This window comes from Chryseobacterium sp. GM_Chr_2, from assembly GCF_026540445.1.
Classification (GTDB): Bacteria; Bacteroidota; Bacteroidia; order Flavobacteriales; family Weeksellaceae; genus Chryseobacterium.
In genome coordinates this window covers 73,460-86,870 of sequence record NZ_JALNUD010000011.1, presented here as the reverse complement: position 1 = coordinate 86,870, position 13,411 = coordinate 73,460, and the positions used below count along the sequence as shown (strand labels likewise).

At 35.8% G+C, this 13,411-nt stretch carries 10 protein-coding genes and 1 riboswitch; of the genes, 1 reads left to right on the top strand and 9 read right to left on the bottom strand.

What is annotated here, in order from left to right:
* Window positions 1-112 precede the first annotated feature (112 nt).
* Together OXQ85_RS16285 and folE are read right to left on the bottom strand one after the other, a co-directional pair.
* Complete coding sequence (locus tag OXQ85_RS16285) at window positions 113-544, bottom strand: DinB family protein (RefSeq protein WP_267405840.1); 432 nt, start codon at window positions 542-544, stop codon at window positions 113-115.
* An 11-nt stretch (window positions 545-555) separates the two neighbouring features.
* Window positions 556-1,224: a GTP cyclohydrolase I FolE gene (folE, locus tag OXQ85_RS16280; RefSeq protein ID WP_267405838.1), complete on the bottom strand. Its 669-nt coding sequence runs from the start codon at window positions 1,222-1,224 to the stop codon at window positions 556-558.
* A 98-nt stretch (window positions 1,225-1,322) separates the two neighbouring features.
* Between folE and OXQ85_RS16275 the strand changes: the two genes are divergently transcribed.
* Window positions 1,323-2,477, top strand: coding sequence for a hypothetical protein (locus OXQ85_RS16275; protein WP_267405837.1), 1,155 nt, complete (start codon window positions 1,323-1,325; stop codon window positions 2,475-2,477).
* Window positions 2,478-2,543: 66 nt separating this feature from the next.
* Here the strand turns inward: OXQ85_RS16275 and OXQ85_RS16270 are convergent, their stop codons facing one another.
* The 7 genes from OXQ85_RS16270 to OXQ85_RS16240 form a co-directional block, all read right to left on the bottom strand.
* Window positions 2,544-4,235: a hypothetical protein gene (locus tag OXQ85_RS16270; RefSeq protein WP_267405836.1), complete on the bottom strand. Its 1,692-nt coding sequence runs from the start codon at window positions 4,233-4,235 to the stop codon at window positions 2,544-2,546.
* 212 nt (window positions 4,236-4,447) lie between these two features.
* On the bottom strand, window positions 4,448-5,407 hold the full coding sequence (gene metF / locus OXQ85_RS16265; RefSeq protein ID WP_267405835.1) for a methylenetetrahydrofolate reductase [NAD(P)H]: 960 nt from the start codon (window positions 5,405-5,407) through the stop codon (window positions 4,448-4,450).
* A gap of 31 nt (window positions 5,408-5,438) precedes the next feature.
* Entirely contained in the window at window positions 5,439-8,105 is a 2,667-nt protein-coding gene (gene metH, locus OXQ85_RS16260; RefSeq protein WP_267405834.1) for a methionine synthase, read from the bottom strand.
* Between the two features lie 91 nt (window positions 8,106-8,196).
* Window positions 8,197-9,207, bottom strand: a complete 1,011-nt coding sequence (locus OXQ85_RS16255) for a homocysteine S-methyltransferase family protein (RefSeq protein WP_267405833.1) — start codon at window positions 9,205-9,207, stop codon at window positions 8,197-8,199.
* A 64-nt stretch (window positions 9,208-9,271) separates the two neighbouring features.
* Window positions 9,272-10,471, bottom strand: a complete 1,200-nt coding sequence (locus OXQ85_RS16250; protein ID WP_267405832.1) for an O-succinylhomoserine sulfhydrylase — start codon at window positions 10,469-10,471, stop codon at window positions 9,272-9,274.
* Window positions 10,472-10,609: 138 nt separating this feature from the next.
* Complete coding sequence (locus tag OXQ85_RS16245; RefSeq protein WP_267405831.1) at window positions 10,610-12,148, bottom strand: ACT domain-containing protein; 1,539 nt, start codon at window positions 12,146-12,148, stop codon at window positions 10,610-10,612.
* The gene (locus OXQ85_RS16240) at window positions 12,145-13,089 is read right to left on the bottom strand and encodes an alpha/beta fold hydrolase (RefSeq protein WP_267405829.1); all 945 of its coding nucleotides are present in this window, start codon (window positions 13,087-13,089) and stop codon (window positions 12,145-12,147) included. The genes OXQ85_RS16245 and OXQ85_RS16240 overlap by 4 nt, the downstream gene beginning before the upstream one ends.
* A gap of 64 nt (window positions 13,090-13,153) precedes the next feature.
* A riboswitch (SAM riboswitch) is annotated at window positions 13,154-13,261 on the bottom strand.
* Window positions 13,262-13,411 lie beyond the last annotated feature (150 nt).

Below are 13,411 nucleotides of genomic sequence, written 5' to 3'. Positions count from 1 at the left end.
TAAAGTTTTAATTATTAAAAGACTTTCACTTTTTAATAACAGCATTTACAGCAACAACAAATAATTGTGGCTACAAAAATTTTATCTGAAACTTTTTTAAATTTTATCATTATTAAATTGCTTTTAAATGATGTTGTAAATGACTAATGTAATCATTAATAATAAATTCTAATGTGAAAATCTGAGGTTCTGTTTTTGTCATATCACAGGTTCTTTGCAAAGCTTCGTCCGGAATATTTTCAACAATATTCACAATCTGAAAATTAAGAAATTTCCAAAGATTGATAATATCCGACGTCGGAATATTCTGATAATTCTGAGCTGTTACCCACAAATTCTGATCATAAACAATATTCTCGTTTTCTTTATATTGAGTAACTACAAATCTCCTTACATTCGTGAAAGCACTATCACAAAGATGACCTAAAATTTCTTTTTTCGACCATTTTTCAGAGGAAATTTTATACGACCAATCTTCTTCATAAATTTCTTCAAATCTTAGAAGTTCTTCCTCAACAATATTTTTAAGAATCTGATAATCCACGAGTCATGACTTTAATAATCCAATTTCGCATGACTTCCTACATAATGAAGGAATTCCTGTCTTGTAATAGGATTTGTTCTGAAAATCCCACTCAATTCTGCTGTAATAGTAGAACTTGCCGTATCTTTGATTCCTCTGCAATTTACACAAAGATGCTTTGCATCGATGATACAAGCAACATTTTCTGTTCCCAAAGCTTCTTTCAAAGCATCTACAATCTGCATCGTCAATCTTTCCTGAACCTGAGGTCTTTTCGCATAATAATCAACAATTCTATTGATTTTTGAAAGACCAATCACCTCACCGTTCGAAATATAAGCAACATGTGCTCTTCCGATAATCGGCAAAAAGTGATGTTCGCAGAACGAATATACTGTAATATCTTTTTCCACCAACATCTGGCGGTATTTATATTTGTTCGAAAAGGTGGAAATTCCGGGTTTGTTTTCTGGAAGAAGTCCTCCGAAAATTTCGTTTACATACATTTTGGCAACACGTTTTGGAGAATCTTTCAACGAATCATCAGTCATATCAAGTCCCAGCGTTTCCATAATCTCACCGAATAGCTCGGTTATTTTCTCAATCTTTTCCTGTGGCGATTTTTCAAAAGCATCTTCCCTTATAGGCGTATGTTCTTTTCCAGTGAAAATATCATCGTCGTTATCAGTAAAATCAACCATTTTTATTTAATTTGCACAAAAATACGGATAAAATCTGTTCGTCATATTTAATTTGGTTGAAAAACATTATCTTTCAATCTTCACTCTCATTTTAAGTCATGATTATTGTTGAAGAAGTACAAAACGAAACCCAGAAAAAGGAATTTTTAGAATTTCCAGCCACACTTTATCAACATGACAAAAATTACATCAGACCTTTAAACAAAGATATTGAAGAGGTTTTTAATCCACAAAAAAACAAATTTTTCAGAAACGGAGAATGTGTAAGATTTCTCTTTAAGAATAAACAAAATCAATTAGTTGGGAAAGTTGCTGTTTTTGTTAACGAAACTTATCAACAAAATCAGCCAACAGGAGGAATTGGTTTTTTTGATTGTATTAACGATCAATCAACCGCAAATTTTATTTTTGATCATTGTAAAAATTGGCTTCAGCAAAGAGGAATGGATGCGATGGACGGGCCGATTAATTTCGGAGAACGCGATAAATTTTGGGGACTTTTAATTGATGGTTTTATAGAACCTTTGTACGGGATGAATTATAATTTCCCTTATTACAAAGAGCTTTTTGAGAATTATGGTTTTAAAATTTATTTTGAACAACTTTGCTTCTCAAGATCTATTTTTGCTGATGTTTCAAGAGTTTTTACCGTAATGCATGCTAAACATAAACGAAATCCTGAAATTTCCGCCATCCCGATGACGAAAGATAAACTGGAAAAATTTGCGAAAGATTTTACGGAAGTTTATAATAAAGCATGGGCATCGCATGGTGAAGGGAAACAAATGGAAGAAGCGAAAACTTTGAAAATGTTCAAAAAAATGAAACCGATTATCAATGAACATATTTCGTGGTTCGTTTATGAAAATGAAAAACCGATTGCGATGTGGATGAATATCCCCGATACCAACCAGTGGTTTAAATATTTGAATGGAAAATTCGGTTGGTTTGAAAAACTTAAATTTCTTTTGGTGAAAAGGTTTAAGAAAAATGAAAAAATGATTGGTTTGGTTTTCGGCGTTGTTCCAGAATGGCAAAGAAAAGGAATCGATGGTTTTATGATTTGGGAAGGAACTCAGCATCTAAGAAAACATACTGATTTTAGAACTACAGAGCTCCAATGGATTGGCGATTTTAATCCAAAAATGATAAAGATTGCTGAAAATCTGGATACGAATGTGACTAGAAAATTGGCAACATATCGTTATCTTTTTGATCGAAATAAAGAATTTGAAAGACATCCTATGTTGTAAGATATAATTTCGGCGGTGGCTTTGCCACCGCCGAAACATTTTAACCTAAATAAATTGTATTGAAAATTATCTTAATCTTTGAATCAAAATCAAACTTCTGTAGGAGTTTCCAGTTCCCGGAGTTTGTTGAGATGCAGTTGTAAATGTATTTGTTCCTGGACTGATAGTAAAGTCTACTGTTTGTGCAGTTCCTGTGATATTAATAAAATCATCAAAATAATAAGTTGTTGTTTGATTGGAATTATTGGTAAAATTAACTAAAGAATATTCGCTGTTATTCACAATACTTTTTAAAAATACAGAATTCGCAGAACTCGTACTAGCAAAATTACCTACTAATCTTACTTGCACCTTGTAAGTTCCTGGCTGAAGGGTAATCTGGTCTGTTGTTCTTGCTGGTGATCCTTGGCCAGCAGCTACACTAACTCCCGAAGCAATAGTAGCCCCAATAATTGTATTAATAAAATTTGGAGCCCCATTTGGAGCATTGGCCATTAGAGCAGAAGTATTATTCTGATTTGATCTTAGCCCGGCTTCCACTCCAACAGCATAGGTAGCAGCATTTAATCCTATTCTCAAGATTTGCCCCTCTACAGATACCGTATTATTTCTATAAATATCACCATTAGCATCAATTACCAAACCTGTAGAAGCTGTATTGGTAGGGAGTGTAGCTAAACTTTCAAATCTTACAGCAGCCGAATTTGCATTTACATGAAATCTTCTTGCTGGTGCATTGGTGCCAATTCCCACATTTCCGGCAGATGTGATTCTCATACGTTCAAGTAAAGTTCCGCCTAATGAATTTCCAAAATAAAAATCCTCTTCAGAACCATTTGTTACAGTTGCACCAGTTCTTATCGATCCAATTCCCCAATTTCCACCGCCCGAGGTAGGTCCGCTATTGGTAAAATTTAATAATGAAAAATTTCCGGTTGCTAATGCTGAGGTATTTCTTAATGCTAAAATACCATACTGATTGGTAGAAGCATCAGCATCCATCAAATTAAACCGATTAGCCGCTGCGGCATCCGAAACCACATGTAACCTATGCCCAGGGGTAGTGGTACCGATACCAACGTTTCCAGCGCTCGTAACCGAAACTCTTGCTGTATTATTGGTACCAAGCGTGAGAGGAGTAGTATTGGTTGTAAATAAGTTCATACCTGTAGAGGCACCGGTAGTCGTAATTTGAGCCACTCCTGCATTATCCTGAAAAAGATTCAAAATAGACGTTCCTGAAGATAAAGCTAAAGATCCTCTATTTGCACCTGAAGCCAATAAACGACCTTCAGTAGCATTAGTAACTATAGCAACACTACTGTTTGAAGCGTTATTAAAATTTAGCTGATTTCCACCAGTGGTAACTGTTCTAGGTCCGGAAAGTACTCCATTTGAATTATAAATATTAACAGCGTTGTCGTTTACGTTTTTCCAAACTGTACCGTTAAAAAAATAGTAGCCAACACCTGTAATCTCTACTGTTTGTGCTAAACTAGGCGTAGTTCCTGTCGGAGTTGTAGAATCGGTAACATATACCAAAGCTCCTGCTTGTGCTGCAGCGTAATTTCCTGCGACTTTTGAAGCTAATTGTTGTCTTGTTACCCTTGGAGCCGAAATGCCATCTTTTGAGGAAGTAGAAGCTGCATTCCCGACTACATCTAATGAAGTTTGGGGAAGAGGTGTATTAATACCTACCTGCGCGTATAAGTTTACTGATAGCGCAAGAACCCCGATAAGTAATGTTATTTTTTTCATATAAAGCAGAATTTAAAATGAAAATAAAAAATAAAAATCACTAATTGTGTTAAAATATTATTTTTAACACACTAAAATTGAAAATTTAATTCATTAACGAAATTTATTGAAAAAGAGACGAATCTATTATGAAAAATTCTTAATTTAATAAGCTTTTAATACAAAAAAGCCCTGTCTTTCGACAAGGCTCATCAAATATCACTTTTACTTTATTAGAATAGCTCTCCGGCTACTTTTTTTATGTTGTCGCTTTTTCCCATGGAATAAAAATGTAATACAGGAACTCCAAAATCAAGCAACTCTCTGCACTGATTAATAGCCCATTCAATACCAATCTGCTTTACCGCTTCGTTATTTTTGGCATTTTCAACTTCATTGATAAGCTCTTCAGGCAAATCAATTTTAAAAATCTGAGGTAAAATCTTCAAATGCTTCTTCGTCGCAATTGGCTTAATTCCCGGAATAATCGGAACTGTAATTCCCATTTCACGAGCTTTTTTCACAAACTCAATGAACTTTTTATTATCGAAAAACATCTGTGTTACGATATAATCTGCTCCTGCATCAACTTTTTGTTTTAACCATTTTAGATCGTAATTCATTGAAGGCGCTTCCATGTGTTTTTCAGGATAACCGGCCACTCCAATACAGAATTTATTATGCTCTTCACATTCTTCATCCTGATTATGAAGATATTTTCCGCGACCTAAATCATTGATCTGATGCACCAAGTCCATTGCACTGGCATGACCTCCCTGAGTGGGTTCAAAATATTGGTGACCTTTCATGGCATCACCTCTCAAAGCCATGATGTTATCGATTCCCAGATACATACAATCTACCAAAAGATATTCTGTTTCCTCTTTGGTAAAACCTCCGCAAAGCAAATGCGGAACCGTATCAACATTATATTTATGCTGAATGGCTGCGCAAATACCCAATGTTCCGGGGCGCATTCTTGTGATACGACGCTCCATCAAGCCGTTTCCTTTATCAATGTAAATATATTCTTCTCTAGAAGTCGTCACATCGATAAATGGTGGTTTAAATTCCATCAAAGGATCGATATTCTTATATAAATCTTCAATCCCGATTCCTTTTTGTGGCGGAACAACTTCGAGGGAGAACAATGTTTTTCCGTTAGCGTTTTTTATATGATCAGTGATTTTCATTATTAATTATAATAGTAAGTTTTTATTTGAATTAAATTCCATCCGCCAAATTAGGATTCAGCCATTTTTTTGCTTCCTGCAGAGAAATCCCTTTTCTTTTCGAATAATCCTTCAACTGGTCTTCTGCAATTTTTCCCAACCCGAAATATTTCGCGTGCGGACTTCCGAAATAATATCCGGAAACGGCTGCAGTCGGGAACATGGCTAAACTTTCCGTCAGGTAAACTCCGATTTCTTCTTCAACTTTTAACAAATTCCAAATCGCATGTTTTTCCAAATGATCTGGACAAGCCGGATAACCTGGAGCAGGACGAATTCCTTTATATTTTTCGGCAATTAATTCTTCATTGCTTAAATTTTCCTGATTCGCATAACCCCAATATTCCGTTCTTACTTTTTTATGTAAAAATTCGGCGTAGGCTTCTGCAAAACGGTCTGCCAAAGCTTTTACCATGATGGCGTTATAATCGTCATTCGCTTTTTCGTATTCCTCTGACAATTCATCTGTTCCGAAACCTGTCGTTACACAGAAAGCTCCCATATAATCGGTTTTTCCTGAACTTTGAGGTGCAATAAAATCACTTAAAGCCAAATAATCTTTTCCTTTTGAACGTTGAGCTTGTTGTCTTAATGTTAAGAATTTTACTTTCTGCTCATTATTTTCATCAAAGATTAAAATATCATCCGTTTCATTAGAGTTCGCTTTAAAAATTCCAAAAATGGCTTTTGCAGTTAATAATTTTTCATCTAAAATTCGATTTAAAATAACCTGCGCATCTTTAAATAATTCCTTTGCCTGAGCTCCAACAACCTCATCTTCCAAAATATTCGGATATTTTCCATGCAGATCCCAGCTTCTGAAAAAAGGCGACCAGTCGATAAAAGGCAATAATTCTCTCAAATCCTGATTTTCAAAAACCTGAATTCCTAATTGATTTGGTGTAAAAATTTCTTCATTTTCCCAATCGATTTTAAATTTGTCTTTTCGGGCATCTTCAATGGATACATAGTCTTTATCAACCTGTCTGTTCAGGAATTTTTCTCTGAAATCCGAATAGTCACTTTTTAAATCTTCAACATATTCTTTATTTCTGTCACCCAACAATGAACTCACAACGTTTACCGCTCTAGAAGCATCATTAACGTGAACAACGGCATTTTTATATTTTAAATCGATTTTCACAGCGGTATGTGCTTTTGAAGTCGTCGCACCACCAATTAACAAAGGAAAATCTAAATTTTGTCTCTCCAATTCTGAAGCGATGTATACCATTTCATCCAAACTTGGCGTAATCAATCCACTCAATCCGATAACATCTACTTTTTCTTCAATCGCCGTCTGGATAATTTTTTCGGCAGGAACCATCACCCCCAAATCAACAATTTCGTAGTTGTTACAACCCAAAACAACGCTCACAATATTTTTACCGATATCATGAACATCACCCTTTACCGTTGCCATTAAAATTTTTCCGTTGGCAGGTTTCGAACCGTCTTTTTCCGCTTCGATGTAAGGCTGTAAATAAGCAACTGCTTTTTTCATTACCCTTGCCGATTTTACAACTTGTGGCAAAAACATTTTTCCGCTTCCGAATAGATCTCCGACAACGCCCATTCCGGTCATTAAGTTGATTTCAATAACGTGAAGTGGCTTCGCAGCCTGTTGTCTTGCTTCTTCCACGTCTTCTTCGATGAAACGGTCGATCCCTTTTACCAAAGCATGAGTGATTCTATCCTGTAATGGTTTTGTTCTCCATTCCAGATCCTCTACTTTTTCTTTTTTAACCGATTTATGTTTTTCAGAATAATCAAGAAGTCGTTCTGTGGCATCTTCTCTCTTATCAAGAATTACATCTTCAACTAATTCTAGGAGTTCTTTATTAATTTCATCATAAACCTCCAACATCGCAGGATTTACGATTCCCATATTCATTCCCGCCTGAATCGCATGATATAGGAAAACTGAGTGCATTGCCTCTCTCACCGTGTCATTTCCACGGAACGAGAACGAAACATTGGAAACTCCCCCACTCACAGACGCATACGGAAGATTTTGGCGAACCCATCTTGTCGCTTCGATAAAGTCGATGGCGTTTCTTCTGTGTTCATCCATTCCCGTAGCAACAGGGAAAATATTTAAATCGAAAATAATATCTTCTGCAGGGAAATTTAATTGATTAACCAAAAGATCATAAGAACGCTTTGAAATTTCAATTCTACGTTCATAAGTATCGGCCTGTCCTACCTCATCGAACGCCATAACGATCATCGCCGCCCCATATCTTTTAATCGCTTTTGCATGTTTGATAAATTCTTCCTCGCCTTCTTTTAAGCTGATAGAATTGACCACACATTTTCCCTGAGCTACCTGTAATCCGGCTTCCAGAATTTCCCATTTCGAAGAATCGACCATAATCGGAATTCTTGCGATATCCGGTTCGGAAGCAATTAAATTTAAAAATTTAATCATCGAAGCTTTTCCATCAATCAATCCGTCATCGAAATTGACATCAAGAATCTGCGCCCCACCTTCAACCTGATGACGCGCAATATCAAGAGCTTCAGAATATTTCTCCTCTTTTATTAATCTTAAAAATTTCTTTGAACCGGCAACATTGGTTCTTTCACCAACGTTGATGAAATTACTTTCCGGCGTAATAATCAAAGGCTCAAGCCCCGACAATCTTAAATACTTCATAGTTTAATTTACCAATGTATCAATGTAACAGTCTATTAATGTAGTAGTTCACCAATAGATTCTTTAAGAAGATTGTTACCTTGATAAATTATTATATTGTTACATTAACCTTTCTTGGTTCATATTTTTCAACAAGATCGGCTATTGCTTTGATATGTTCCGGCGTTGTTCCGCAGCAACCTCCGATAATATTGATTAATCCTTTTTCAACATATTCCTTGATCTGGCTTGCCATATCGTCAGGAGTTTCGTCGTACTGACCGAAAGCATTCGGTAAACCCGCATTCGGATATGCCGAGACAGCAAATTCTGAATTATGAGCTAAAGTTTCCAAATACGGAGTTAATTGGTTTGCACCCAACGCACAGTTGAAACCCACACTTAATAAATTCAAATGCGAAACGGAGATTAAAAATGCTTCTGCCGTTTGTCCGCTCAATGTTCTTCCCGAAGCATCGGTAATCGTTCCTGAAACCATGATCGGGATTTTTATTCCTCTTTCATCCTGAATTTCATCAATCGCAAATAAAGCAGCTTTTGCATTTAAGGTATCAAAAATAGTTTCAACCAATAAAATATCTGAACCTCCGTCTAATAAAGCTTCACACTGTTGTTTGTAGGCAACTCTCAATTCTTCAAACGTAATGGCTCTGTAACCCGGATCGTTTACGTCTGGACTTAAACTTGCCGTTCTGTTGGTTGGCCCGATAGAACCTGCTACAAATCTCGGCTTATCCGGATTTTGAGCGGTGAATTCATCACAGACTTTTCTTGCAATTTTCGCAGATTCATAATTCAGTTCATACACCAACTCTTCCATGTGATAATCTGCCATTGCAATCGTCGTTCCGGAAAATGTATTTGTTTCCAAAATATCAGCTCCAGCTTCTAAGTATTTTCTGTGAACTTCTTCAATAGCGTGAGGCTGCGTTAAAGAAAGTAGATCGTTGTTTCCTTTTACCGGATGTTCCCAATCTTTGAAACGCTCGCCACGATAGTCTTCTTCCTCGAATTTGTATCGCTGAAGCATGGTTCCCATCGCTCCGTCGAGAATTAAAATTCTTTCGGATAATGCTTTGTATAGTTGTTCTGAATTTTTCATTTTTTATATTTTTTCCCATAGGTTACACCTACGGTTATTATTATTGAACCCTTCGGGTTCGCCATTAATCCAATGCCTGTTTCAAATCTGCAATAATATCATCCACATTTTCTAAACCAACCGAGCAACGAACCAAGCCTGCTGTAATTCCCACTTCATTTCTTTCTTCGTCTGACAATTTAGAATGCGTTGTAGAAGCCGGATGCGTAACGATTGTTCTCGTATCACCAAGGTTTGCAGAAAGGGAACACATTTTAATTTTATCTAAAAAGTTTCTCCCGCCTTCAATTCCGCCCTTGATTTCAAATGCGACGATATTTCCACCTAATTTCATTTGCTTTTTTGCCACTTCATAACTTGGATGAGATGGCAGGAAAGGATATTTCACCAAATCTACATTTGGATGACTTTCTAAAAACTCAGCTACCTTTAACGCATTTTCACAATGTTTTTCAACACGGATCGCTAAAGTTTCCAAGCTTTTTGACAATACCCAAGCATTGAAAGGTGACATTGCAGGACCTGTATTTCTTGCGAAAAGATAAATTTCACGAATCAGATCTTCTCTTCCAACTGCTACTCCACCCAACACACGGCCCTGACCATCAATTAGTTTCGTTGCAGAATGTACAACAATATCGGCTCCATATTTAATCGGCTGCTGCAAATATGGTGTTGCGAAACAGTTATCCACAATGAAAATTAAGTTATGCTTTTTTGCTATTTTTCCGAAAAATTCTAAATCTAAAACCTCAATCGCAGGATTTGTTGGTGTTTCCAGATATAAAATTTTCGTATTCGGTTGTATATATTTTTCAACATTTTCCGCATCTTCGGCTTTGAAATAAGTTGTTTCAATATTCCATTTCGGGAAATATTTTGTAAACAATGTGTGCGTAGATCCGAAAACCGACTGACAGCTTACGATATGATCGCCAGCATTTAACAAAGTCGCAAATGTTGAATAAATCGCTGCCATTCCCGTTGCGAAAGCATAGCCTGCTTCAGCACCTTCCATTTTAGCAATTTTATCTGTGAATTCCGTTACATTTGGATTTGAAAATCGGCTGTATAAATTCTTCGGTTTTTCTTCTGCAAAGCTCGCTCTCATATCTTCCGCATCCTGAAAAATAAAACTGGATGTTAGATATAATGGCGTTGAATGCTCGTCAAACTGAGTTCTTTCGGTTTGGGTTCTGATGGCAAGCGTTTCAAAATTTGAAAGTTGCTCGTTGTTAGTTTCTGGTTGAAAATTTTCGCTCATAAACTTATTTATCTTTTTAGAAATATATTAATTTAAAATCTTATTATTCAAACTGATACATTACTTTACTGTTATATTTTTATTTTTTCCATAGGTTTCACCTACGGCTATTGATATTGAACCCTTCGGGTTCATTGATTATTTCGTTTCGCTTACTCTTAAAATATCTCCGAAAACACCTCTTGCCGTTACTTTAGCTCCGGCTCCGGCTCCCATGATTACGATTGGATTTTCACCATAACTTTCGGTATAGATCTCGAAGATAGAGTCTGAACCTTTTAACTGTCCTAAAGCAGAGGTTGCAGGTACAGAAATCAATTTTACATCCAACTCACCTTTTTCTTTCTGCAAATCTCCGTGAAGATCTCCAACATATCTTAACACATGATCCGGTTCTTGATCTTCTTTAATTTTTTGATATTCTTCGTCTAATTCTTCCAGTCTTGAAAGGAATTCTGATTTTGAAACAGAAAGTAAATTTTCAGGAACCAAATTCTGAATGTTAATATCTTCAAATTCATTAATCAGATCTAATTCTCTTGCCAAGATCAATAATTTTCTGGCAACATCGCTTCCAGACAGATCTTCTCTGGGATCCGGCTCTGTATATCCTTTTTCCAGCGCTTCGTTGATGATTGTGGAAAACTTATCCTCTCTCAACGAAAAATTGTTGAAAACATAGCTCAATGTTCCTGAGAAAACTCCTTTAATTCTTGTGATATTCTCTCCCGAAAGGTGTAGCAATTTAATCGTATCAATTAATGGCAAACCTGCACCAACATTGGTTTCGTATAAATATTTCTTTTTATTTTTCTCTAAAGATTTTCTTAAATTTCTATAAGTGGCAATCGGCAGCGTATTATAAATTTTGTTGGAAGAAACAATATCAAAACCGTTATCTACAAACGCATCATAATGCTTCACAAAATCTTTACTCGCCGTATTATCTACCATTACCAGATTTTCCAGATGGTGCTCTTTTGCATATCCGATCAGGCTTTCAATGCTGGAATCTGTTTGAGAATAATTAACCTTCTGTCTCCAGTCGCTTCCAAAACCGCCTTTGTTCAAAGCCATTTTCTTTGAATTGGCAATGGCTACAATTTTCAACTGTAATCTTTTACGTTTCAGAATATCATGTTCAGAATCTAAAATCTGTTCCACCAACGTTCCGCCCACATTTCCGTGACCGATCAATGCTAAATGAACGACTTTCGGTTTTCCGTAAATTTCAGTTTCAACAATATTTTTTGCAATTTCTGTCTGATTATCGGTTACCACGATATTTACTCTTCCCGCCGAAGCAATTTGATTCAACAAAAGCGGAAATATTTTATTTCTCTGAAGTTCAGAAAGTATTTTGCTATAATTTTCCGAAACGAAACCAATAACCGCCACATTACTGATATTGTAAATATTGCTTACCGCCCCGTTCGATTTTTCTTTTTTAAATTCTTCCTGCAGCACACGCACTGCATCTTCCGCATCTTTTTCATCTACCAAAACAGAAATTCCGTTTTCAATCGCCTGCTGAGAAATTACGCCAACGCTTATTCCTTCTTCATTTAATACTTTGAAAATTCGGGAATCGATGCCGATGTGTCCTAAAAAGTCTTTCCCTTCAAAGTTTACCAGCGCTTTGTTTCGATAAATGTTTATCGTATCTGATGTTGTCATATATTCAGAATAAGTTTTATGATATTATTTAATTGTTTATATTCCATTAAAAAGGCGTCGTGCCCATGAATTGAGGTGATCTCGTGATAAAAAACATTTTCCTTTTTCTCTTTCAGCTTTTCAAAACACCTTCGAATTTCAGAAGCCGGGAAAAACAAATCTGTATCTACAGAGATCATGTGCATTCGTGCCTGAATTTTTTCCAATTGAGATTCATCAACATTCAAATTCATCAGTAAATGATTCATCAGCTTGTAAGACTTTAAACTAAATCGTTCGTTTAAAGAATTTCCGTGATAAATCAGCCAATCTTCTGATTCCAATCTTTGTTTTTCCTGATTGTATTTATTTTGAAATCTATCATTTAACGATTCCGGTGTTCGGTAACACAACATGGCATGAATTCTTGCTTTTTGCAAAGGTTCATTTTCTTGATTTAATAAAAATTTCTGAACCAGACATTGTGCGTGAAGCCAATCGTGGGTTTTATAATCACAGGCAATAGGAATGAAAATTTCGGCAAGATTTGGCTTTTTCACCAGCATTTCCCAACCGATTCCTCCTCCCAAAGAGCCCCCAACAATGGCGTATAAACTTGTAATATGTAAACTTTCAAGTCCTTGTAAAAAGATATTAGCAATATCTGAAGGCGCGAAATCTTCGTATTCATCAATTAAAAAATCATCAAATCCGTTTCCGGGAATATTGAAGCACAGAATCGTATATTTATTTGTATCAATAACCTGACCTTCACCAATTAATTGTTTCCACCAGCCTTTATCACCGGAAACATTAGAATTTCCCGTTAAAGCATGATTAACTAAAATGATAGGTGACGAAAACAATTCTTGCCCGAAAAGCTGATAGCTCAACAAGATATGACATTCCTTACCGGAATTTGTTTGATACGAAAGATTAATATAGTTTAATTCTGTTTTCAATTCTATTATACTTTTTGATAATACAATTGAAAATGCCACAGGAAATGGCTGAAAAAAGATTCAGTAGTTATCTGTCCAAAATAATTTTGGTAGAACGTAGCACCTTCTTCGCTTGCGCAAAGGGTTGCTAAGGTTTCACAGGGTCTAATCCCTCAACCTTTCTTGATAACATTTTCAATATTTGAATGATCGAATGGTGCAAAGATAAAACATTTCTTTTAAATATTTATAAAAATTTAATTTAATATTCGAAACACTGATAAACAAAAGGTTTTCAAAGCAATGTTAACTATTTTTCAGATTCGTAAAGTTGGAATTTTTT

Bases quoted from the DNA above. Each gene is read 5' to 3' on its own strand.
- folE (WP_267405838.1), bottom strand. From the start codon at position 1,224: ATGGTTGATTTTACTGATAACGACGATGATATTTTCACTGGAAAAGAA.
- OXQ85_RS16275 (WP_267405837.1), top strand. From the start codon at position 1,323: ATGATTATTGTTGAAGAAGTACAAAACGAAACCCAGAAAAAGGAATTT.
- OXQ85_RS16270 (WP_267405836.1), bottom strand. From the start codon at position 4,235: ATGAAAAAAATAACATTACTTATCGGGGTTCTTGCGCTATCAGTAAAC.
- metF (WP_267405835.1), bottom strand. From the start codon at position 5,407: ATGAAAATCACTGATCATATAAAAAACGCTAACGGAAAAACATTGTTC.
- metH (WP_267405834.1), bottom strand. From the start codon at position 8,105: ATGAAGTATTTAAGATTGTCGGGGCTTGAGCCTTTGATTATTACGCCG.
- OXQ85_RS16255 (WP_267405833.1), bottom strand. From the start codon at position 9,207: ATGAAAAATTCAGAACAACTATACAAAGCATTATCCGAAAGAATTTTA.
- OXQ85_RS16250 (WP_267405832.1), bottom strand. From the start codon at position 10,471: ATGAGCGAAAATTTTCAACCAGAAACTAACAACGAGCAACTTTCAAAT.
- OXQ85_RS16245 (WP_267405831.1), bottom strand. From the start codon at position 12,148: ATGACAACATCAGATACGATAAACATTTATCGAAACAAAGCGCTGGTA.